This is a genomic window from Sporosarcina sp. NCCP-2222, assembly GCF_023168145.1.
In the GTDB taxonomy this organism is placed as follows: Bacteria; Bacillota; Bacilli; order Bacillales_A; family Planococcaceae; genus Sporosarcina.
Map to the genome: position 1 here is coordinate 24,199 of NZ_BQYK01000010.1, position 22,559 is coordinate 46,757.

The 22,559-nt window shown below is 42.2% G+C and carries 25 protein-coding genes; 22 read left to right on the top strand and 3 right to left on the bottom strand.

The window, feature by feature from the left end; translation table 11 throughout:
- Positions 1-53: 53 nt before the first annotated feature.
- Complete coding sequence (locus NCCP2222_RS17605; protein ID WP_248513695.1) at positions 54-1,028, top strand: proline dehydrogenase family protein; 975 nt, start codon at positions 54-56, stop codon at positions 1,026-1,028.
- Positions 1,029-1,093: 65 nt separating this feature from the next.
- Here NCCP2222_RS17605 and NCCP2222_RS17610 read toward each other — a convergent pair whose 3' ends face one another.
- Together NCCP2222_RS17610 and NCCP2222_RS17615 are read right to left on the bottom strand one after the other, a co-directional pair.
- Positions 1,094-2,110 carry a DUF1646 family protein gene (locus NCCP2222_RS17610; protein WP_248513696.1) on the bottom strand — a complete coding sequence of 339 codons (1,017 nt, stop codon included), beginning with the start codon at positions 2,108-2,110 and terminating at the stop codon, positions 1,094-1,096.
- 150 nt (positions 2,111-2,260) lie between these two features.
- Positions 2,261-3,751 (bottom strand): peptide MFS transporter, encoded by a 1,491-nt coding sequence (locus NCCP2222_RS17615; RefSeq protein ID WP_248513697.1) that lies wholly within the window; start codon positions 3,749-3,751, stop codon positions 2,261-2,263.
- A gap of 368 nt (positions 3,752-4,119) precedes the next feature.
- Here NCCP2222_RS17615 and NCCP2222_RS17620 point away from each other — a divergent pair, with 368 nt between their 5' ends.
- The 13 genes from NCCP2222_RS17620 (at position 4,120) to NCCP2222_RS17680 (ending at position 16,632) form a co-directional block, all read left to right on the top strand.
- The gene (locus NCCP2222_RS17620) at positions 4,120-6,009 is read left to right on the top strand and encodes an ABC-F family ATP-binding cassette domain-containing protein (protein ID WP_248513698.1); all 1,890 of its coding nucleotides are present in this window, start codon (positions 4,120-4,122) and stop codon (positions 6,007-6,009) included.
- 20 nt (positions 6,010-6,029) lie between these two features.
- Positions 6,030-7,154 carry a conserved virulence factor C family protein gene (locus tag NCCP2222_RS17625; protein WP_248513699.1) on the top strand — a complete coding sequence of 375 codons (1,125 nt, stop codon included), beginning with the start codon at positions 6,030-6,032 and terminating at the stop codon, positions 7,152-7,154.
- A 458-nt stretch (positions 7,155-7,612) separates the two neighbouring features.
- On the top strand, positions 7,613-8,497 hold the full coding sequence (gene ehuB, locus NCCP2222_RS17630) for an ectoine/hydroxyectoine ABC transporter substrate-binding protein EhuB (RefSeq protein WP_248513700.1): 885 nt from the start codon (positions 7,613-7,615) through the stop codon (positions 8,495-8,497).
- 138 nt (positions 8,498-8,635) lie between these two features.
- Complete coding sequence (locus tag NCCP2222_RS17635) at positions 8,636-9,298, top strand: amino acid ABC transporter permease (RefSeq protein ID WP_248513701.1); 663 nt, start codon at positions 8,636-8,638, stop codon at positions 9,296-9,298.
- Complete coding sequence (gene ehuD / locus NCCP2222_RS17640) at positions 9,295-9,981, top strand: ectoine/hydroxyectoine ABC transporter permease subunit EhuD (RefSeq protein WP_248513702.1); 687 nt, start codon at positions 9,295-9,297, stop codon at positions 9,979-9,981. The genes NCCP2222_RS17635 and ehuD overlap by 4 nt, the downstream gene beginning before the upstream one ends.
- 19 nt (positions 9,982-10,000) lie before the next feature.
- Positions 10,001-10,777 carry an ectoine/hydroxyectoine ABC transporter ATP-binding protein EhuA gene (gene ehuA / locus NCCP2222_RS17645; protein ID WP_282570733.1) on the top strand — a complete coding sequence of 259 codons (777 nt, stop codon included), beginning with the start codon at positions 10,001-10,003 and terminating at the stop codon, positions 10,775-10,777.
- 487 nt (positions 10,778-11,264) lie between these two features.
- The gene (locus NCCP2222_RS17650) at positions 11,265-11,588 is read left to right on the top strand and encodes a hypothetical protein (RefSeq protein WP_248513703.1); all 324 of its coding nucleotides are present in this window, start codon (positions 11,265-11,267) and stop codon (positions 11,586-11,588) included.
- Entirely contained in the window at positions 11,572-11,886 is a 315-nt protein-coding gene (locus NCCP2222_RS17655; protein WP_248513704.1) for a hypothetical protein, read from the top strand. Before NCCP2222_RS17650 ends, NCCP2222_RS17655 begins: the two co-directional genes overlap by 17 nt.
- Positions 11,887-12,295: 409 nt before the next feature.
- Positions 12,296-12,733: a BrxA/BrxB family bacilliredoxin gene (locus NCCP2222_RS17660; RefSeq protein ID WP_248513705.1), complete on the top strand. Its 438-nt coding sequence runs from the start codon at positions 12,296-12,298 to the stop codon at positions 12,731-12,733.
- Positions 12,721-13,509, top strand: a complete 789-nt coding sequence (locus tag NCCP2222_RS17665) for a class I SAM-dependent methyltransferase (protein WP_248513706.1) — start codon at positions 12,721-12,723, stop codon at positions 13,507-13,509. The genes NCCP2222_RS17660 and NCCP2222_RS17665 overlap by 13 nt, the downstream gene beginning before the upstream one ends.
- A gap of 458 nt (positions 13,510-13,967) precedes the next feature.
- Complete coding sequence (locus tag NCCP2222_RS17670; protein WP_248513707.1) at positions 13,968-14,567, top strand: YpjP family protein; 600 nt, start codon at positions 13,968-13,970, stop codon at positions 14,565-14,567.
- Positions 14,568-15,181: 614 nt separating this feature from the next.
- Positions 15,182-16,123 carry a thymidylate synthase gene (locus NCCP2222_RS17675; RefSeq protein ID WP_248513708.1) on the top strand — a complete coding sequence of 314 codons (942 nt, stop codon included), beginning with the start codon at positions 15,182-15,184 and terminating at the stop codon, positions 16,121-16,123.
- A 14-nt stretch (positions 16,124-16,137) separates the two neighbouring features.
- Positions 16,138-16,632: a dihydrofolate reductase gene (locus tag NCCP2222_RS17680; protein WP_248513709.1), complete on the top strand. Its 495-nt coding sequence runs from the start codon at positions 16,138-16,140 to the stop codon at positions 16,630-16,632.
- Positions 16,633-16,673: 41 nt separating this feature from the next.
- Here NCCP2222_RS17680 and trhA read toward each other — a convergent pair whose 3' ends face one another.
- Positions 16,674-17,309, bottom strand: a complete 636-nt coding sequence (trhA, locus tag NCCP2222_RS17685; RefSeq protein ID WP_248513710.1) for a PAQR family membrane homeostasis protein TrhA — start codon at positions 17,307-17,309, stop codon at positions 16,674-16,676.
- 74 nt (positions 17,310-17,383) lie between these two features.
- On the opposite strand from trhA, the gene NCCP2222_RS17690 reads away from it, so the two are divergent.
- The 8 genes from NCCP2222_RS17690 to NCCP2222_RS17725 form a co-directional block, all read left to right on the top strand.
- Positions 17,384-18,223: a DegV family protein gene (locus tag NCCP2222_RS17690; protein ID WP_248513711.1), complete on the top strand. Its 840-nt coding sequence runs from the start codon at positions 17,384-17,386 to the stop codon at positions 18,221-18,223.
- Positions 18,224-18,347: 124 nt separating this feature from the next.
- Positions 18,348-19,172, top strand: coding sequence for a GDSL-type esterase/lipase family protein (locus tag NCCP2222_RS17695; protein WP_248513712.1), 825 nt, complete (start codon positions 18,348-18,350; stop codon positions 19,170-19,172).
- Between the two features lie 6 nt (positions 19,173-19,178).
- Complete coding sequence (locus NCCP2222_RS17700; protein ID WP_248513713.1) at positions 19,179-19,751, top strand: YpmS family protein; 573 nt, start codon at positions 19,179-19,181, stop codon at positions 19,749-19,751.
- A 21-nt stretch (positions 19,752-19,772) separates the two neighbouring features.
- Positions 19,773-20,303, top strand: a complete 531-nt coding sequence (gene msrA / locus NCCP2222_RS17705; protein ID WP_248513714.1) for a peptide-methionine (S)-S-oxide reductase MsrA — start codon at positions 19,773-19,775, stop codon at positions 20,301-20,303.
- Complete coding sequence (msrB, locus tag NCCP2222_RS17710) at positions 20,300-20,725, top strand: peptide-methionine (R)-S-oxide reductase MsrB (RefSeq protein ID WP_248513715.1); 426 nt, start codon at positions 20,300-20,302, stop codon at positions 20,723-20,725. The genes msrA and msrB overlap by 4 nt, the downstream gene beginning before the upstream one ends.
- Before the next feature lie 12 nt (positions 20,726-20,737).
- Positions 20,738-20,959: a YozE family protein gene (locus NCCP2222_RS17715; protein ID WP_248513716.1), complete on the top strand. Its 222-nt coding sequence runs from the start codon at positions 20,738-20,740 to the stop codon at positions 20,957-20,959.
- Positions 20,960-21,033: 74 nt separating this feature from the next.
- Complete coding sequence (gene deoD / locus NCCP2222_RS17720; RefSeq protein WP_248513717.1) at positions 21,034-21,735, top strand: purine-nucleoside phosphorylase; 702 nt, start codon at positions 21,034-21,036, stop codon at positions 21,733-21,735.
- A gap of 106 nt (positions 21,736-21,841) precedes the next feature.
- On the top strand, positions 21,842-22,559 hold a 718-nt coding region (locus NCCP2222_RS17725; protein WP_248513718.1), incomplete at its 3' end, for a S41 family peptidase.

Genomic DNA, 22,559 nt, shown 5'->3' on the forward strand with positions numbered 1-22,559 from the left:
GCTTGTGGTATAATCATTATGGAACGAAAACTTTTGATCGAGGAGCTATGCATATGTTACTTAAAGACTTTTTTATCGGCCTATCTCAAAACCAATTCCTTAATAGCGCAGCGAAGAAATATGGTTTGCGTATGGGCGCGCAAAATGTAGTGGCAGGAACAAATATTGCCGAGACGATTGCAAGCATCAAAGAATTGAACAAGCATGGCATTTCTTGCACAGTCGACAATCTTGGAGAATTCGTCTTTGAAAAAGAGGAAGCGACTGCTGCGAAAAATCAGATCCTGGAAGTCATTGAAGCGATCCATGATAACGGAGTCGATGCACATGTTTCTTTAAAGCCTTCTCAATTGGGCTTGGATATCGATTATGATTTCTGTAAGGACAACTTGCGTGAAATCGTTTCGAAAGCTCATTCTTATGGCATTTTTGTCAACTTCGATATGGAGGATTATGCCCGTCTCCAACCGTCCTACGATCTGCTTGACGAGCTGTCAAAGGATTATGACAACATAGGAACGGTTATCCAAGCATATTTCTTCCGTGCAGAAGAGGATTTACACAAGCATAAGGACTTCCGCCTCCGAATTGTTAAAGGAGCTTACAAGGAACCTGCTGAGTATGCATACCAGGATAAATCCGATATCGATAAAAACTATGTCAAATTGATTGAATGGCATTTATTAAACGGGAAATTTACATCTATTGCTACTCATGATCACAATGTTATTAACCATGTAAAGCAATTCGTGAAAGAACATAATATATCAAACGACAAATTTGAATTCCAAATGCTATACGGCTTCCGTCGCGACATGCAGTTGGAACTTGCGAGAGAAGGGTACAATTTCTGTACGTACGTTCCATTTGGCCAAGACTGGTACGGCTATTTCATGCGTAGATTGGCTGAGCGTCCGCAAAACCTAAACCTTGTTGTGAAGCAAGTGTTTAATAAGAAAACAAATACTGCCATCGGCCTTGCAGCAGGTGCATTCCTGCTTGGAAGATTGACGAAGCGCAAAAAATAATAACAATTCCCGGTAAGTAGTTCTAATAAGAACTGCCTACCGGGTTTTTTATTGTTTTGTCATGGTTAGCGAGTAGTAACGATGACAATGAAATAAAATAACATAGCGAGTAAACCAAGTGGCAATCCAAAGCGAGCCCACTCTGCGCTCGTAATGTTTAGTTTCCCAGCCACAATAATGTTAGGTATATTGCCGGGAATTAGCATACCTCCGCTCACTAACAAGCCAAGCAAAACAGAGCGTATGGTATGTGCGTCCATTTGGATGCTGATTTCTGCTGCGGCGAGCGTAGCATTATCGAGTATGGCGGATATCATATTGATCCAATAAAGAATCAAAGGGTTTACGCCGATTAAAAAACGCTCGATGACCGGTTCAAATCCGGCGCCTAGCATCGTTAATGCCATGACAAATACATATACCTTCACACCTCGCCAAAGTATGCCTGCGGCAGATTCCTCGCTTTGGCTTCGCCTGGTTGGAGACAGGTTCTTTACAGGTTCAATGCATACTGCCCCTAAAATGCCGAAAATCGTTACGCCTAATAAAATATCAGATCCAATAAGGTTGAATAAGTAGGAAAAATCAGCGTTTAGTTTACTCGTGGCGATCGTGCTTAGAGGCTCGCCAATTGGTGTGAGGACTGCACCTAACCCGATTGAGAAACAAGCCAGAATGACAAAACGAATTTCAGATTTCCTGTGGAGGTTCAATACCGTCGTAATGGAAGCGAGAATGATGGCTGCAATAATGGCAGTTATGATGCTGGAAAGCAAACCTAATACGATAATGATGATCGGGAAGAAAAGTCGCTGGGGAAGAAACTGCATTAATTTTGTAATTCCTGTTTCGAAAGGATGGCGGATCCATTTGAATAAGAATCCAGCAGCCACAACTGCTATTGTAATCATTGCAGGATCTTCAATGGCTTTCAGTAATAATCCCTTGTCCAAAACACCACTGCAAATTGCAGCTGACAATCCCATTACAAAAAGAAAGAGCTCCAAGTTTCTTTCAATGGCTGGGATGAGAAATGGCAACAGCAATACTGAAAGTAAAATGATCAATAACAAAAAATACATGGTATCCCTCTTCTCCGATTCGAATTGACAATACTTCATCATATCGAAAAGAAGAGAAAAGTATTAATCAGATCGGATAGTATTGAGGATTTTTTCAAAAAAAAGACTGCAGTCCAACAGTAAAGTTGGAGTCTGCAGTCTTAGATGATATTAGTGTACGCCACGCATGAATCGTTGGATAATCGGAGAAATCGCGAAAAGCAAAATACTTAGCCCAATGGCGACACCGCCGATAACACCGAAGTACATCATTTCTGTTTCTGGGGAATAGAGTTTAACCAATTGTGCATTCAACGCCTGTGCTGCCGCGTTGGAAAGGAACCAGAGACTCATCGTTTGCGCCGAGAATGCTGCCGGAGCCAATTTAGTCGTTGCGGACAAACCGACAGGAGACAAGCACAATTCACCAATAACGACAGTGAAAATACTTAGGACAAGCCAAAGTGGATTCACCAATGCATCCGTTCCTCCGAAGTAAGCAGGTAAGAGGATGACGATAAATGAAATACCGGCAAACAAGATACCAAGCGAGAACTTTTGTGGAATGGAAGGCTGGCGGTTGCCCAATTTCACCCATAGCCATGCAAATATCGGTGCAAAGGTAATAATGAATAATGGATTCAACGACTGGAACCAAGCTGGAGAGATATGGAAGCCCATGAAATCCAAGTTGGTGCGTTTATCCGCATAAAGCGCTAAGATCGTCGAACCTTGTTCTTGTATCGCCCAGAACATGACAGATGCAAGGAACAAAGGAATATAAGCTAAAATCCGTGACCGTTCTACGTCATTCGTTTTCGGACTGCGGTACATGACGATAAAATAAGCTGCAGGAATCAAGAATCCTAGAATACCGACGATTGCGATGAACGAATCAAAAGTTAACCATCCTTTTGGAATGGCGATCGCAACGAAGATACCGATTACAATAGCGACAACCGCAAAGATTGTGAAAATTCTTTTCTTTTCGTTTGCAGAAAGTGGATTTTTTACTTGCAATCCTGCAAGACCTAGGTTTTTCTTTTTCGTAGCAACGAATATGACGAGACCGATAAACATTCCGATCGCTGCAACACCAAAGCCTAAGTGGAAGCTTGTCTTCATCAGTTCGCCAACAATTAATGGGGAGATGAAGGCACCCATGTTAATTCCCATGTAGAAAATACTAAAGCCAGCATCACGACGATTGTCGTCCATTGAATAGATATCCCCGACTATACTCGATACATTCGGTTTCAAGAGGCCTGTCCCAATTACGATCAATACCATGGAGAGCAAGAATAATGCGACATTTCCAGGTATGGCAAGTGCAATATGACCGAGCATAATAAAGACTCCACCGAAGAACACAGCCCTTGATGTCCCGAATACACGGTCAGCGAGCCAACCTCCGATGATACCGGACATGTAAACGAGAGATCCGTAAATGGACATGACGGATAATGCGAGTTCTTCGCTTAATCCAAGACCGCCTTTAGAGACTTCATAGTACATATAGAAAACGAGGATGGCCCTCATTCCATAGTAAGAAAAGCGCTCCCAAAACTCAGTGAAAAATAATGTGAACAAACCTTTCGGGTGGCCAAAGAATCCTTTTTGTGGAACACTTTCGACAATTTGTTCTTTAGTATACTCCGACATTTCATTTCCTCCTTTATATTGCTCTATTATATAAACAAACTTTTTTATTTGTCAAAAATAATTTATTTCCATTTATTAATTTGATTCAGACTTAATAAATAGCACTTTCTCTTTCGGAATTGTCTATAAAGTTCTATTTTCAAATAATAATAAACAGTGGTTAATAAAACAATTTTAAAATCTTTCCGTACACTGAATACCCAGTTCCCCTACCGCTAAACCTTTAACTGATTTTTTGGTGAAATAACATGTGCAAAAGCGATATCGGGCTCTCTTAGAAAGCGACAGCTATAAACAACTTATATGCACACTGGACTACTTATGAGCTATGATAGTAGTATGCAGTCAGTAGAAATGGATGTGGAAAGATGAGTCAATTAATTATAGAGAACTTAACTAAAACCGTAGGGGAGAAAACGTTATTTAATAAGATTTCCTTTACAATAGAGAGTGGAGACAAAATTGGACTAATCGGCATCAATGGGACTGGCAAATCGACGCTGTTGTCGATTTTGGCTGGGCAGGAGCCGGCAGATGAACTGACAAAGGATCATCCCAATAAATATTCGATCGCTTATTTGCCGCAAGAGCCATTCGTCGATCCGGATAAAACAGTCATTGAATCGGTCTTTACGAGTGAGGCACCGATCATTAAGCTTAATTTGGATTATGAACATGCCCTCGCATCTCTATCGGAGGATTCGGAGTCTACTGTACATCAGGAACGTTACGCCCGTCTCCAAAATGAAATGGACGCCACGTCTGCCTGGGATCTCAACACAAAAGCAAGAACCATCCTTACAAAATTAGGAATCGATACTTTTGATAAGAAAATGGGTGAGTTATCCGGAGGGCAGAAAAAAAGAGTATCCCTTGCCAAGGTGCTCATCGAACCTTCCGATCTATTGTTGTTGGACGAGCCGACCAACCACCTGGATGTCAAGTCGATTGAGTGGCTTCAAGATTATTTGAACAACGAGCCGGGTGCTGTGTTGTTCATTACTCACGACCGATATTTTTTGGATGCATTGTCAACGAGTATCTATGAGCTTGCAGATAAGACTCTGTACTCACATAAAGGGAATTATGCGGATTTTCTGGAAGCGAAATCATTGCGGCTAGAAATGGCGCAGGCGACAGAAGCCAAAATGCGGAATCGCTATCGCAATGAACTGAAATGGATTAGACGTGGTGCCAAGGCGCGTTCAACAAAGCAGAAAGCAAGAATCGGACGGTTTGAAGAACTGGAAGAACAAGTGAAGAAAAATGATAATGGTATGGACTTAGATGTTTCCTTAAAGACCTCCCGTCTTGGCAAAAAAGTAGTAGAGATGGAAGGAATCTCGAAAACGTATGCAGACAAAGAAGTGATTCGGTCTTTTTCAGCCATTCTTCAGACGGGAGACCGCATTGCGATTGTTGGACCGAATGGGGCAGGGAAAACAACATTACTGAAGTTGATAGCTGGTGAACTTTTGCCGGATCAAGGGACGATTGAAAGAGGGGCCACTGTTAAGCTTGCTCATTTCCATCAACAAATTCCTGTAATGGACGAGAACAAACGAATTATTGAGTATATTAGGGAAACGTCAAATGACATAGAAGATTCAGATGGCGTACGTATATCCGCCACTCAAATGCTTGAACGTTTTTTGTTCCCATCATCCAGTCACGGTACCCCAATTGGTAAATTGTCCGGCGGAGAACGAAAACGTCTTCACCTGCTGAAGCTATTGATGGAGCAGCCGAACGTTCTTTTATTAGATGAGCCGACCAACGATCTCGATATTGATACTTTATCTGTATTGGAATCATATATTGACACTTTCCCTGGAGTCGTCCTGACAGTTTCGCATGATCGATTCTTCTTGGATAGGACCTCCACGAAGTTGTGGGCTTTGGACGGTTCTGGCGAGGTTGATGTCATCTTCAGCGTATATACAGATTATTTGAATGAGAAATTAGCAGAAACAAAGGAGCGCGCTGTGGAGGCTAAAACAGAGCCGGTCCCAGTGAAAACGGCTCCGCAGCCAGTTAAAAAACGAATGACATATGCTGAAAAGCGGGAATGGGAAACAATTGAGGCTGATATTGAAAAAGTGGAATCCGAAATCGAATTGACGGAAGCAGAAATGGTTACGTCCGGTTCGGATTATGATACATTGCAAGTATTGACTGGGAAGCTCGATGAGTTAAATGCTACGTATGAAATGTTAATTGAACGTTGGACGTATTTGCAAGAAATTGCTGAATCTTAAAGAAGAGGAGGGTTTCCGTCATGAAAATTGTAACGATTGAGCCTACGCCTAGCCCCAACTCGATGAAAATTGTATTGGATACTGAATTGCCGGCAGGCGTCAGCCATAACTACAAAAAAGAGGATGCGCAAGACGTATCCTCACCTATCCGTGAATTGCTGTCCATTCAAGGTGTGAAAGGGATTTATCATGTCTTGAATTTTATGGCCATTGAGCGTGTGGGAAATGTCGCCTGGGAATCGATACTTGCTTCTGTCCAAGCCGTTTTCAACGAAGAAAGTGAAAGCGTGCAAGACACAGCCCCGGCGGCAGATGAACATTTTGGAGAAGTGTATGTCCATGTCCAAACGTACAAAGATATTCCTCTGCAAGTAAAAGTTTTCGACAGTGAGTCTGAACAAAGATTCGGTCTGAGCGACCGTTTTCGTCAAGCGATGGATAAAGTACAAGGCGCTGAAGTGGAAAACTATATCTTGTTGCGGAAATGGGCGGACTATGGCATCCGCTACGGTGATAAAAAGGAGATTGGAGAAACGGTGGTCTCCGAAATTGAAGCCGCATACCCGGAGGAAAGGTTAGCGGAAATCATAAAACGATTTACAGAACAAAAAGACAATCTTGCAGGCAAAAATAAAAACAAGGTGTCCGTTGAAGAGTTTTGTGTGGATGAATGGGAAAAGCGTTTCCAATTGCTTGACCAAATGCCTGATCCTGATGTTTCCGATCTTCCGCTTCTTGAAGCTGCCTTGGGTGATGAAAAAATGTCTATCCGTCGGCTGGCGACCGTCTACTTAGGAATGGTGGAAGATGAAGCAGTCATACCGTTAGTGGAAAAAGCATTACAAGATAAAAGCTGGGCAGTGCGCCGGACTGCGGGAGATTGTATGAGCGACCTTGGATTTGAAGGTTTTGAAGCAGCAGCAATTGAGGCGTTAAAAGACAAAAACAAGCTAGTTCGTTGGCGTGCAGCGATGTTTTTGTATGAAACAGGTACAGAAAATGCGCTTCCGGCTTTGCGTGAAGCGGAGAACGATCCTGAGTTTGAAGTCAGACTCCAAGTTGGTATGGCAATTGCCCGTATTGAAGAAGGGGAAGATGCCAAAGGTTCTATTTGGAAGCAGATGACAGAAATTCGTAATGGTTAAATACAGAAGCAGGTGACATTCATGTTAAATGAATGTCACCTTTTTTGTTTTAATTCGAATAAAAAATGTGAAGGGAGTGCGAAGCTGAATGAGTTGAAGAAATAATGAAAAACGTACATGTCAAAACTCTCTGCGAACAGACAGAGCAGTGCTTAAATCGATATTTTACAACAATTATTTTATTTTATTTTTTCATTAAATCATAAATGTATAATTGGAAAAAACCTTGCATAAAAAACGATAAATGAAACGCTTTCACTTTAAAAATTGCCGCTGGATGAAAATTTTAAATAAAATATACAAATTATCTAGAGTGTTGATATGTATGGTTTAGTTGCTTGTTATTTAGTTAATTGGATGTTGAAAAAGTAGATATGCAGTTGAACTGAAAAATTTCCTATGTTACTCTGGAAACTATCAAACTTTCTGGTTTGATGAAAATACTAAGGAGGTCAATTGTGAAGAAAATCAAAGGTATTGTAGTAGCCATGGGAATTGTTTTATTGCTGGCCGCATGCGGGAATGGAAAATCCAATTCAACTGCGGCAGAAGGGGATCTGTTGAAGTCCCTCCAGGACAAAGGGGTTGTAAAAGTTGGTTTCGCAAATGAGAAACCATATGCATATGAAGAAAATGGTGAATTGAAAGGCGGTGCAGTCGCAATTGCAACGGCCGTTTTCGAAAACCTTGGCATAGAGGAAGTCGATGGGCATCTGTCTGATTTCTCACAGCTGATCCCTGGATTAGGCGCTAGGAAATTTGATGTAATTACTGCAGGGATGGCCATCACTCCGGATCGTTGCGAAAATGTTGCATTCGGTGAGCCAGAAATGCAATACGGAGAAGGTCTTATTGTGAAGACTGGTAATCCGAAAGACCTTCGTAGTTATAAGGACATTGCTTCGAATCCAGACATAAAAGTGGCAGTCATGAGTGGTGCTACAGAAAAAGATTTCATGCTGCGAGAAGGGGTAAATGAGAAGCAAATTATGATGGTCCCTGATATTCCGGCATCCTTTGCAGCAGTTGAATCTGGCAGAGCTGACGCTACGACGGGCACGGAAATGACGATCAAAATGGCTTTGGAATCGGCTAACAAAGACAAATTGGAATTCGTAGGTGACTTTGAACAGCCCGAAATAGAAGGGGTCCCGAGCTATGGTGCGGCAGCGTTCCGTATTGATGATGATAAATTGCGCGAAGCATACAATGCAGAACTAAAAAAACTGAAGGAAAGCGGAAAAATTGCAGAGCTAATTGAGCCTTACGGCTTCACAGAAGAGCTGAACGTTGTTGACCTAGAGCTGACTACAGAAAGCATTTGCTGCGGCGAAAACTACTGACAACAAACTAGTTGGTGGCCTATAGTGTCTAGTGCGCCAATAGAAGTTGCCGAATGGTTTGCTGAGCATACCCCCCGCTTTTATCAAGTGGGGGACTGCTGCTGAGTACAGAAATAGTCTAAAAACGGAGTTGTTTCGATGGGTTCCATAGCAGATATTTCGCTCGTTTTATTGAGCGGGTTAAAGATAACGTTGATCGTGTTATTATTATCGATCGTTTTTTCCACGCTAATTGCTCTCGTAGCTGGCCTTTCAAGAGTCTCGAACCACTTGCTAGTTACTAAGTTTACCGGATTTTATGTTGAGATTTTCCGCGGCACATCGTTAATTGTCCAGTTATTCTGGTTCTCCTACGCATTGCCCGGTTTGTTCAATATTCACCTCGGAAGTGATATATGGGTCGCAGTATTGGCGATCTCACTGAATTACGGCGCTTACATGTCTGAAATTGTTCGAGGTGCCATCCTTTCCATACCAGCCGGTCAGACAGAGGCTTCAATTGCACTGAATTTCACTGGGTTCCAACGGATGCGTTTTGTCATTTTGCCCCAGGCAATTCGCATGATGTTACCTGAATTTGGAAATTACATTATCCAAATATTAAAAGCGACATCTTTAGTTTCATTGATTGGTTTAACGGATCTGTTGTATTACGGAAATATTTATCGGAGCACTCATTTGTCTGAAGCGCCAACAGTTTATTTGTTAATCTTAATTGTCTATTTCCTTCTGGCGCTGCCACTTATCTTTCTTACTAGACGTATGGAAAAATTCGCGAAGAAGGGAGTGGTACACGGATGACTTGGAGTTGGGATGTGTTTTTTCATGTCATTCCATTAATCTTTAAAGGATTATGGATTACACTCGGCTTGACCATTGCCTGTTATGCATTCGCTATGATTTTCGGCTTTTTCTGGGTGTTCATGAACCGGATTCCGTGGAAGCCAGTTAACTGGTTGTTTAGATGGATAGCAGAATTCATCCGGTCAACCCCGCCTCTCGTGCAGCTTTTCTTCATTTATTATGCCTGGCCCGCCATTCCGGGTATAGGTATAGCTTTAAATCCGTTCGCCGCAGCCATACTTGGCCTCGGTCTCCACTTCAGCACATATACTTCAGAGGTGTATCGTTCGGGAATCGAAAGTGTGGAAAAAGGACAATGGGAAGCTGCGACCGCTTTGAATTTATCGGTAAAACAGAAATGGTTGCATATCATTTTACCGCAAGCAATCCCTCCCACGATACCGATGTTGGGGAATTATCTCATTATCATGTTTAAGGAAGTTCCTCTCGCTTCTACAATTGGAGTGGTCGCGATGCTGCATATCGCAAACGACTATGGCGCGCAATATTATAAATTTGTCGAACCTTTAACAGTCGTCGCTTTGTTCTTCCTTTTATTGAGTTATCCATCCGCACTGCTAATACGGAAGCTCGAAAGGAAATACAATCGCAGATTCGATAAGAGAACAGCAACTTTATAAAGATGGGGAGTTTTAGATAATGAATGCACCGATTGTGCAATACAAAAATATCAGAAAAGCGTTCGGAGATATAGAGGTTCTAAAAGGGATCGATCTAGATATCGCGCCGGGAGAAAAAGTGGCATTGATCGGTCCGAGTGGATCAGGGAAGACGACCATAATCCGATTGCTTATGACATTGGAAGAGCCTACTTCTGGTGTAATTGAAGTAAATGGTGACAACCTCTGGATGATGGAAAAGGGGAGTAAAATGCTACCTGCTGATGAGAAACACTTGCGGGCTATCCGTGGTGACATCGGCATGGTATTTCAGCATTTTAACCTGTTCCCTCACATGACCATATTGGAAAATTGCATGCTTGCCCCAACCATTGTAAAAAAGAAGGAGAAGGCAGCTGTCCGCAAAAACGCCTTGGAGATGTTGTATAAAGTCGGGCTGTCCGATAAGGTTGATTTGTATCCGAGTCAATTGTCAGGTGGCCAAAAGCAGCGGGTCGCTATGGCGAGGGCGCTGATGATGAAACCTAAAGTCATGCTGTTTGACGAAGTAACCTCCGCATTGGATCCGGAACTGGTCGGTGAGGTATTGGAAGTGATTCGCGGACTGGCGAAATCCGGTGAAATGGCGATGATCCTTGTCACGCATGAAATGGATTTTGCATTGGACATTGCCGATCGTGTGCTTTTCCTAAATGAAGGCGTGATTGAAGAAGAGGGACATCCGGAAGAAATTTTGGTGAATCCGAAGAGTGAACGGCTGCAAGATTTTTTAAGCCGCTTTACAAGTAGCAGATAATAATATTATGTAAACATACTTACGAGTTTGCAACTCGGGGTGAAAACTTTAAATAACATACCATTCGGGGACGCAATTCGCATATGAAGTTGTGTCCCTGTTTTTTGTTATATCTCGACGATATGGCTTAAATTCAGATGATTTGGTATACCTATTGGTTGGTCATTTACAACACGTCATACATTAGGTGCCATTGCGAATTACAGCGCTGATTTTATCGGTTTCGCGGCTGTTAATATCTGCAAATTAGGATGTTAATCGAATTGCATTTTAGCGTTTTCTTCCCCTCAACCGAATAGATTTAAATAAGGTGAGTTGTTAGTCGAAAATGAATAACAGTTTTTGAAGTAAATGGTTAAATATTAATTGAGTTAAAAGACCTGAAATAGTCTTCTCTAATAAAAATTGGCATAAGGGATATTTAATGAACCTTATTGTATTAAAATACGTATAACAAATAAGATCAAGCAATAAAAGGGGGAGTTGAATGAAGCATTTCGATAAGTATTTAATCGCCTTCATCTCGATATTTCTTTTAGCGGGCTGCTCTTTCCAGTCTCCGAAAGATCCAACCGGTGAAACATTGAGCATCGAGCCGTATACATTGAGCGAACAGGAGGCGTTATTACTTTCGATGTCAGGAGCAACCATTCCGCAATTCTTTACAGTGAACGGAAAAATTTCTGAAGACGAAGATCTCAAATATTCCGTCGAGGTCTACCATGGCGGAAAATTCAAAGAGGAATTGCTCGTGACATCTTCAACGCTTGACAAGCAGTTCAAAGGGGAGTTCATTGCATTTAGCATTTAACGTTGCGGAACTTGATGAAAAACAAGCGAAAATCGTGCTCAGCTACCCTTCAGGAAGCACATCGACCACATACCCCATTGAAGTAGCAACCTTAGCCCGTTCATTTGGGAATCTGGTAGGAACAGATTCCAATCTCCTAAAGGATAAACCGACATATCTTGCTGCTTGGGTCGGAACAAAAGGCAGCATGCTCCGCAGTCTCGGTCCATCGGACAACGGTGGGTTGCCTGAAGAACTAGAAGCTTATGACACCGCCTTTCTGTACAAGGTCGTCTGGACGGATGCGGAAAAGGACTGAGACAAAAAGACCATAAGAATAGACCGGGTTCCAAAAGTGTGGGAAACAGGAAGAAAATAGTAAAGAGCATACCAATTAGGGTCGAGATTCGATTTGAATTGGTGTGACATCAATTGTTGTTATATCAATTATAGGGCTTAAATTCAAAGTGAGTCGGCAAAACTTTTGGCGAGAAAATCATAACTGATGAGCCATTGCTAAATAACATGCTAATTATACGGTACAAACAAGTTTTTATTAACTTAAAATTAGAATGTTAAATGAAATGCATTTTAGCGTTTTTATCCATCAACCGATCCTTAATGTGCGTAAAGAAGCCTTCCAGTTCTGTTTCCATGAAATTAAATATAAATACATGTAAAATAAAACGGGAAACGAATAGACATATTGGTTGGGAAGGGGATTTCAAATGAATGCTTATGATGAATACATGAAAGGCATCGTGAAACCGATGCGGGAAGAGCTTGTCCTTGCTGGTTTTACCGAGCTAACGACAGCCGACGAGGTAAAAGAAACGATGGATAATCTTGAAGGGACGGCAATCGTAGTCATTAATTCCGTTTGCGGATGTGCAGCCGGATTGGCACGGCCTGCAGTTAGGGAAGCAGTGGGGCAAGCGGAGCATCGTCCAGACCACCTATTGACCGTGTTTGCCGGCCAAGATAAGGAAGCAACTGAGATCATGCGGAGCTACTTCCCCGAAGTGCCGCCAAGTTCACCTTCCATCGCTTTTTGGAAGGATCAAAAACTTGCGTATTTCATCCCGCGGGAGCAAATTGAAAACTTTGAAATGGAACAAATCAAGGAGCATATTTCCGGGGTCCTCGATCAAATTTGCGGAAATTGAAAACCATCATTACAACTGCAGGAAGGCCCGATGAGGAAACATATCGGCTGGCAGAAGCGGCAAGTCAATTGCTTGGCCATCCGGTGATCGAGCGAAGAAAACGATCAGTTCGCAATATGCAAGAGACCTATTCTGCGCATGTATTAGTTGCCGGGAAAAATCGATTTGAATATTTCGCATTTGGTTCGCAGGAGCCATTTTTCTTCCATCCCAATTCAGCGGCATTTCGTTTAAAGCGGATGTTGAAGGGGGAGACAGATCCTTTAATAGAAGTAAGTCGTTTAAAGGCGGGCAATTCCTTTTTTGATTGCACGCTTGGGCTAGCCTCTGACAGCATTATCGCTTCCTTTGTTGCTGGCAATGATGGGCGGGTGGAAGGAGTGGAAGCAGATCCTGCGGTGGCCTTTATTACAAAGAGAGGTCTTCAATCTTACGAGGCTGCGGTTCCTGAATTAGCCGTTGCAATGAAACGTATTCATGTTGTTCAAGGAGACGCAATTGAAAGATTGAAGCAACAAGCAGATCGATCCTGGGATATTGTATATATTGATACGATGTTCAGCGCACCGATCGAGGAATCCACGAATTTTACCTCCTTGCGCTCGGTGGGCGTCCATACCCCGTTAACGGATGAATGGATGGAGCAGGCACTTCGTGTTTCACGTCAGCGAGTCGTCGTAAAAGATCATTATGACTCCGGTGTATTTGAACAATTTCACTTGAACCGGATTGTCCGGCCCAATACAAAATTTCATTTTGCTTATGCCGAAAGGTGAAAAAGCCGTCCTTCAAATGAAAGGACGGCTTTTGATTCATTAGTTATAATAAGTACTTAAAAAAATATTGGAGGCTGCGGAATTACCGCAACCCGGCTCCCTTGAACAGCCGTATCATTCGCGTGAACTTAGGCAAAGGGAGCGCTAAGGTTGTCCAGGTTATATAGCCAATGTCTCAGGCTAACCTGAACTCTTTTGATCAATGAGTAAAATTCAAGGAGCTTAAATAAAGAATGAGTCCGAGCATTCCGATTCCAATCCATAGTTGAACATCCATTGTATAAAAACCTCCTTACATTACACTCCAAATCTTCATGGTTTTATTGTACAATGAAAAGTAGAAATATGAAACCTTTTCAAGTTGTTTTCGTCTTACTTAGTAAGAGTGTTAGAAAATATACACAAAAAAGACAAATATATCGTAGTTCATCGGACGTACGATCAAGCGGGTGAATGAAATGAGACAATACTTACAAAAACTCATGATGGCTGCCGTTGCGATATTGACATTAGGTGTCATATCGCCAAGCCATGAAATCTGGACAAACTTAAATCCGAAAGATGATACTCGGGAAAGCGATCAACCTTCCATTAGCCAGGAGTTTGATTTTGGTCTTGAAGACAGTTATTTTCAGTCAGAACCTTCATTGGAAGATTCTACGGACATTGCCGCGTTATATACCTCGGCGAAGGATCTGTCTTATCTGAAGTTTGGTTCCAAAATCGGTCCGGTTATTCAAAATGAATTTGATGCTGTTATTTTCCCTAAAATCGAGGAAGTAATTCAAAGAACTTTGGAAAGCAAAGGCGATCTTCATAAACGAAGACTCGCAATTACAGAAACACCATCTGGAAACTATGCAGAAAAGATTTTTCATGTTTTCGACAAAGATGAAGAAAAGGATTTGATCCGTTTTCATGTCCGGACTGAAAAACGTCCGCAAGACGGCTTTTTCTATAATTTTCACTATCACACAGCAGAAGATGAGTTTATAGCGCATCACTCGATCGGAGACATCTTCTGGTCGAAAAATACACCGCCGAAATGGTTGTCATAAAATTGTATGGACGCTCGTCATCATGATGAGCGTTTTTTAGTATGTAATTCTTTACAACTTATATATTTAGTTTGAAAGGTTTTTTATTTCTGCAGAAGGCAAAAAATATAAGTAATAAAATTTCTTATTCATAGATAAGCGTGCATGCTTGAGAGGAAAAACTGGATTGTTGACTAGCGGATGACTCGAGCAGGTGTATTAGAGAGTTTGAAAATACGTGGATTCTCGACTCCCAATAATTCCTCCACGATGCTAACTGTAAAAAGCACTTGTCCCACTTGACGTTCCGTATATACTACTTTTGAAATGGATACGTTTCGTGGGTAAGTGCTTTTTGCTTTTGAGTGGTAGCTTGGACAATAAGGAAATTATTGAGGTTGGTTTGAAAACGAAAAAAGAAGCCCGAATATTTGGATTGGTGTTCATTGATCTCGAGAGCTCATTGATTTCTCATAAGGAAAAAATATGATAAGTTACGTTTATTATCGAAGAATAGATAAGGTAGGAAGTAACATTGAAAAGTGGCGAAGAATACACCGCCGAAGTGGTTGTCTTAATATCATTTCAGTGGTTTTTTCGTTATACTGGCTATAAGTACAAGGAGGCTTTTAGAGATGAAACAATATTTGGATTTATGTAAGCATATTTTATCAGAAGGAACAGTGAAAGAAGACCGCACAGGTACCGGAACGATCAGCATTTTCGGTTATCAGATGCGTTATGATTTAAATGAAGGATTTCCTTTAATGACTACTAAAAAGACTGCTTTTCGCTTGATCGCCTCCGAGCTATTGTGGTTTTTAAAAGGAGATACTAATTTACGTACATTGATTCAAGATCGGAATCCAATTTGGGATGAATGGGGTTTTGAAAAGTGGGTAAAGAGTGATGAGTACACCGGACCCGATATGACGAATTTCGGCAGGCGCATTCATCAGGATGAATCATTTGCTAAAACGTTTGAAGCAGAGATGGCCATATATAAGGAACGTGTTCTGACAGATGACCAGTTTGCGGCAAAGTACGGTGACCTCGGTCCGATTTATGGAAAGCAGTGGCGTTCTTGGACAGTCGGCGATCGTACGATTGATCAGATTACAAACTTAATTGACGGATTAAAAAACAACCCAGATTCAAGAAGGCACATAGTCAGCGCTTGGAATCCCGCCGAAGTGGACGACATGGCTCTTCCGCCGTGCCATACGATGTTCCAATTCTATGTTGCCGATGGCAAACTTTCCTGCCAGTTGTATCAAAGGAGTGCGGATGTGTTTCTAGGCGTGCCATACAATATAGCGTCGTATGCTTTACTGATCCATCTGATCGCACATGAGTGCGGGTATGGAGTAGGGGAATTTATCCATACGATTGGCGACGGACACATCTATTCTAATCATGTAGAGCAAGTGAAGGAGCAGCTGTCACGTACACCGAGAGAATTGCCGACATTGCGGCTACATGCTGAAGGAAAGTCTATTTTTGATTTGACGTATGAAGATATTCAAATTGAGAACTATAACCCTTACCCGAAAATAAAAGCACCTATCGCAGTGTAAAGGAGTGTTGAACAATGATTTCTATGTTAGTGGCGCATGATCTGAACCGAGTGATCGGTTTTGAAAATAGAATGCCATGGCATATTCCTGAGGAACTCGCTTATTTCAAGAAAATGTCTATGGGGAAGGCAATCGTCATGGGCAGAAAGACGTTTGAGTCCATTGGAAGGCCTTTGCCTGGAAGATTAAACATAGTTGTCACGCGCAATGAGGCGTATGAAGCCGAAGGGGCAGTGGTTGCCCATACTCTTGACGAAGCCATCAAAAAAGGCAGAGAGTACTCTGAGGAGATCGTGATTATCGGGGGAGCCCAACTATTCGAAATGGCAATAGAATTCGCCGATCGCATTTATGTGACGGTTATACGGAAGGAATTTCAAGGGGACACGTATTTTCCTGCCTACGGGTCCGGGTGGAAGCTCGTCTCTGAATCCGAAGATCATTTCATGGAAGATTCCACACCGTTTTCTTATTTTATTTATGACCGGGAAAATATTGAGGAATCATAAGCATACAGAAACGCCTCCGACGATTCGAAGGCGTTTAAGCATTAACAATATAATAAGACGCTAAAATACATGGCTGCGCTGCCTGCCAGTACAAATACATGCCAAATCGCATGATTGTATGGAATGTTCCGGGCAGCGTAAAAATAAGCGCCAGCTGTATAAAGGACTCCCCCTGCCACAAGCAGGATGAAACCTGGGAGAGGAATATTTTGATAGAGGGGCTTTATGGCAAAAATGATGAGCCATCCCATGACGATATAGAAGATGAGCGATACATATTCAAAGCGGTGAATGAAAAACACCTTGAACAATATGCCGGCTGCCGCGAGTCCCCAAATGATGCCGAACAATGCCCATCCCAATTTGCCTTGTATTGTTACAAGCAAATAGGGTGTATACGTTCCGGCTATTAAGACATAGATGGCAGAATGATCGAAGATGGAGAATAGGCGTTTATGCTTTTTAGGCATACTGTGAAGCAGTGTACTCATAAGGAATAAAAGGAGCATGGAAACGCCAAATATTGCGAAGCTTACAACGGCAATGGCCTTTCCCTTTTCGACGCCTGAAAGAATGAGGAAAACCAGTGCCGGTATGCTGACTGCAAACCCAATTCCATGGGTGATTGCATTCCATAATTCTTCTTTGTCGTTTTTATAATCAAAAGCCTCTGTCATAAAAATGACCTCCTTTCGTTTTACTATACTAAAATAAGAAGAACGTTGCCAATAAGATAAGGGAAGTGTAATACATGAAGAAGATTCATATCGTGACAGATTCCACTGCGGATCTCATCAAGGAGTATGTGGATCAGTACGATATCCACGTAGTGCCATTAACCATTCAAATTGAAGGGAAGACATATCAAGACGGGGTTGATCTCCAGCCCGAATCTTTTCTTGACCTCATGCGGGAAGCAGAGGAACTTCCGAAAAGTTCACAGCCGGCAGTCGGTGTTTTTAAAGAACTGTATGACCGGCTTGGCGCAGATGGGAGCGAGATCATATCCATCCATATGACTGGTGGTATGAGCGGAACTGTGAAATCTGCAGAAGCAGCAGCTCAGATGACTGATTCATCCGTTACAGTCATTGACTCTATGTATATTTCACATGCGTTGACTTTTCAAGTGGTCGAAGCAGCAAAAATGGCAAAGGATGGGCGGTCAGTCCAAGAAATTGAAGACCGGCTCACTGCAGTGCGGAAAAACACTACGCTCTTTGTTGTCGTCGACATGCTTGATAATCTTGTGAAAGGCGGCAGAATCGGGAAAGGGAAAGCTATGATCGGTTCCTTGCTAAATATTAAGCCGATTGCCACCTTACAGGACGGTGTCTATACTCCGGTCTCAAAAGCAAGAAGCCATAAACAAGTCGTCTCCCAATTAGTAAAGTCATTTAAAGAAGAAACTGCAGGGAAAATCATTAAAGCGATTGGTATTTCTCATGCAAATGGGTTAGCGATGGCAGAACCTTTGAAACGAATCATCGAGGAATCGGGATGGAATGACGTGAAATTGTCATTCACAACTCCGATCATCAGTACTCACACAGGTGAAGGGGCAATCGGTTTTATGTATTATACAGACTGATACTTCATAGTCCATTCACGTAGGGCAACACGGCATGCTGCTTGTCATACTCAAGTGTAAAAGCGGACTGGCAAGACCGAAAAAGACTAGTTTCACTTACACATAGAAATGAGGAACTGTGTTTATGAGAAGGTACATTGTCTTCATGGTCATCTTCTCGTGTTTATTGGCCGGCTGCCAAGCCGATGAGAATCTCGAGGGCGGCGCCCCTTTCGCCGGAAGGGTGGATTCTGCCTTCACCGACTGGTACGTGCCGGACTATTTCATTCCCGAAACGGTATATGTAGTCGGTTTAGGAGACTCATTGACGGAAGGTGTTGGAGATGAACGAAAAAAAGATGGCTATTTTGGCCGGATGACAAGAGACATGGAGAGATGGAAAGGCGTTAAAGAAATTGAGAGCAACAATCTGGCGAAACGAGGAAAAAGAAGCGACCAGCTGATTGAACAGCTGGAAGACCCAGAAGTTCAATCAGAAATAAAAAAGGCCGATGTTATCTATATGACAATTGGCGGCAATGATATTATGAAGGTCGTAAAAGCCAACATTTTCAAATTGAAGATGAAACCATTCTATGCTGAACTTGGTGAATTTGAAAATCGATTAGATGAGGTCTTTAAAATCATTCGCGGATTGAATGGCGATGCGATTGTTGTTATCGCGGGTCTATATAATCCTTTTTCCATTGTGACGGATGAACCAAATGAGTTTGAGACGATTATAGAGGATTGGAATGAAGCAATTGAGGTGCAGGCAATTATGGACCAAAAAGCTTGCTTTGTACCTGTTTTCGATTTGTTTGATACAAACGAAGACTTAGTTTATCATACCGACTTCTTTCATCCGAATGCAAAAGGCTACGATACGATGGCTGCCCGCTATCAAGCATCTATTCAGAAATGCGGTTTGGCTGAACTGTCGGAAGGGAAATTGGATTTTGGGGAGTGATGGCGCTTGAATTTTTGGAAAATCGCTTTTTTTACATTGCTAGGAGGGATTGCGGCTGTATTGGTGGGGCTAATCTGGTTTCTTGGAAATGTTGAGGATTCGGAACCTTTGCCCAAAGTCCAAACATATAATTCTGCTGGCAATAAATTGACTGTAAAAGCGACGAAGGCTGATTTAGAGGGTATAGCCAACGGTTTTATCAGCAAAGCGGTCAAGCAGGACACCATGCCTGTTACTATGCAGGTAGGCGAAGATGTAGTTCTGCATTCGGAAGCAACAGTATTTTCATTTAAATTACCTGTTACGATGCATTTTGACCCTGTAGTCAGGGAAGATGGCAATTTGATCTTGAAGCAATCTTCTATGGAAATTGGCAACCTGAATATTCAACCGGCGACCATCTTGAAATTTTTGAAGGACTCCGTTAAATTGCCAGATTGGATTATCGTACGGCCAAAGGAAGAAGAAATTTTTATTAATCTTTCTGAAATACCGATCTCCGGTAAAATACAGATGAAAGCTAAAACTTTTAACTTGGCAGAGGATAATATCGAATTGGAAGTCATCATTCCTGATTGACGATAAAAGGAGGGCACGGACTTGGCTTTAGAGAAAGCTACATTTGCAGGCGGGTGTTTCTGGTGTATGGTTAAACCGTTTGATCGTTATGAAGGGGTTCAATCTGTTGTGTCCGGCTATACGGGAGGAGACATTGAGAACCCGACATACGAAATGGTATGCACGAATACAACAGGTCACCGGGAAGCAGTAGAAATCACATTTGATGATGACGTGATCAGTTACAAAGAATTGGTTGATGTCTTTTGGAGACAGATTGATCCCACAGATGCAGGCGGCCAGTTTTATGATCGGGGAGAATCATACCGAACCGCCATCTATACGCATTCCGAAGAACAACAAAAAATTGCCGAGCAATCAAAACGGGAATTGGAAATGTCGGGCAAGTTCAATAAACCGATTGCGACAGATATTAAACCTGCGAAACCATTTTATCCTGCCGAGGAAGGCCATCAGGATTATTATATGAAAAATCCTTCCCACTATAATCGATATGCCATTGGCTCTGGACGCGAGCAGTACAAAAAAGTGACTTGGGGGGATCCATCATGAAAGAGGATTTGAAAAACAAGCTAACTGAGATGCAATATTATGTCACACAGGAAAATGGGACAGAACCGCCATTTCATAATGAATTTAACGATCAGTTCGAAGACGGCATCTATGTTGATGTGGTCTCTGGAAAGCCACTCTTCAGTTCGGCTGATAAGTATGACGCGGGATGTGGATGGCCAAGCTTTACAAAACCCATTGAGAAACAGGAAGTTACAGAGCATTTTGATCAGAGTCATGGCATGAGACGCACTGAAGTGCGCAGCAAAACAGCAGACTCACATTTAGGCCATGTGTTTTCAGATGGTCCGGGACCTGCCGGATTGAGATACTGCATCAATTCCGCCGCTTTACGTTTTGTTCCGTTTGATCGGCTGGATGAGGAAGGTTATGGAGAATACAAAAAACTATTTACAAAGTAAGGAGCTGCTACTATGGACCGTTCCTTCTATCATTTCGTCCTAACTTACAGAGGAGGACCAAAAGGTGATGCAAAAGCGGTATTTGCCGAAGCGATGTTCCATGACCATAGCTTTCCGAAGCAAGAAAGCTCTTTTGACAGTCTTTCTCGTTATCTCGAAGAAAAAGCCGATGGACAGATGCCGATCACAGTGTTTGATGAGCTGTTTGAACGCTATCAGGAGCAGAGCCGTTAAATGGTCTATTATTGCATAATAGACCGTTTAACTGTATGATGAGTAAAGTAAAACTGAAAGTGAGGCGTGACGATATGAGCATACATATCAATGCGAAAAAAGGCGAAATAGCAGATACAATTTTGTTGCCAGGGGATCCTCTGCGTGCAAAATATATCGCGGAAACATTCCTAGAGGATGTCACTCAATATAACGAAGTACGTAATATGTTTGGTTTCACAGGAACATACAAAGGAAAACGAATTTCAGTTCAAGGAACAGGTATGGGGGTTCCATCCATTTCCATTTACATAACGGAACTGATGCAAGAATTTGATGTACAAAAATTGATCCGTGTCGGAACTTGCGGCGCTATTCAAAAAGACGTTAAAGTCCGTGACGTCATTATCGCGCAAAGTGCAACTACAAACTCACCGATCAACCGTACATTCTTTAATGATGTTGATTATGCACCGACTGCTAATTTCGATCTTCTTTTGAAAGCCTACCAAGCAGGACTTGAAAAAGGATTGAATCTTAAAGTGGGCAATGTCTTCACGGAAGATTTCTTCTACAATGAGCATGCTGAGCATGAAAAATTAGCGAAATATGGTGTGTTGGCTGTAGAAATGGAAACTGCTGCCCTCTATACACTTGCTGCTAAATACGGCCGTCAAGCGCTTGCGGTCTTGACAGTCAGCGATCACATCCTGACAGGGGAAGCGACTTCCTCGGAAGAGCGTCAAACCACATTCAACGACATGATTGAAGTCGCATTGGATGCAGCAATTCAATAATGTGGCATCGAAGGACCGCTCGCTGCATCTAAGCGGTCTTTTTTTGGATTGAATCAACAGTATTTAACTTTATGCTAAAATGCTGGAAGGAAAGAGGGGGACTTGTATGGAAGAAAATGAAAAGAATACCCCTGGCAACGAGGAACAGAAAGAATATCAGCCACCGGCCAACCGATATGTTCGATTGAAACCATTTACTTTGGTCATGCTGATTTTCGGTTTGGTACTGGCCAGTGCGGCAGTCACTTTTTTTGCACTGACGACAGGCGAAGAAAAAGTGGTGGAAGTAGTCAACCCTCAAAACGCTACGGTGAGCGAGCGAAAAGAATTTAAGAAATTCTATGACGCTTACGATGAAGTGAAAAAGAACTACTATGACAACGTAGATGAAGAGAAAATGATTGATGGGGCCATTAATGGCATGATTGAGTCCCTCGGTGATCCATTCTCCGATTATTTGAATGAACAGGAAGCCCAGCAATTGAATGAAAGCATTTCTTCTAGCTTTGAAGGAATCGGTGCTGAAATCCAGGAAGCGAATGGTTATATTAAAGTCGTTTCACCAATTAAAAACTCTCCTGCTGAACGCGCTGGCCTACTGCCGAATGACCTCATTATGGCAGTAGACGGAAAAAGCATTCAGGGGATGTCTTCATCTGAAGCTGTACTGTTGATCCGTGGCGAGAAAGGGACGAATGTCACTTTATCTGTCCGCCGTGGAGAGTCGGCAGAACCTTTTGACGTGAAGATTGAACGGGATATTATACCAATCGAAACGGTGTATGCTGAGATGCTGGATGATGATATTGCTCATATCCAAATCA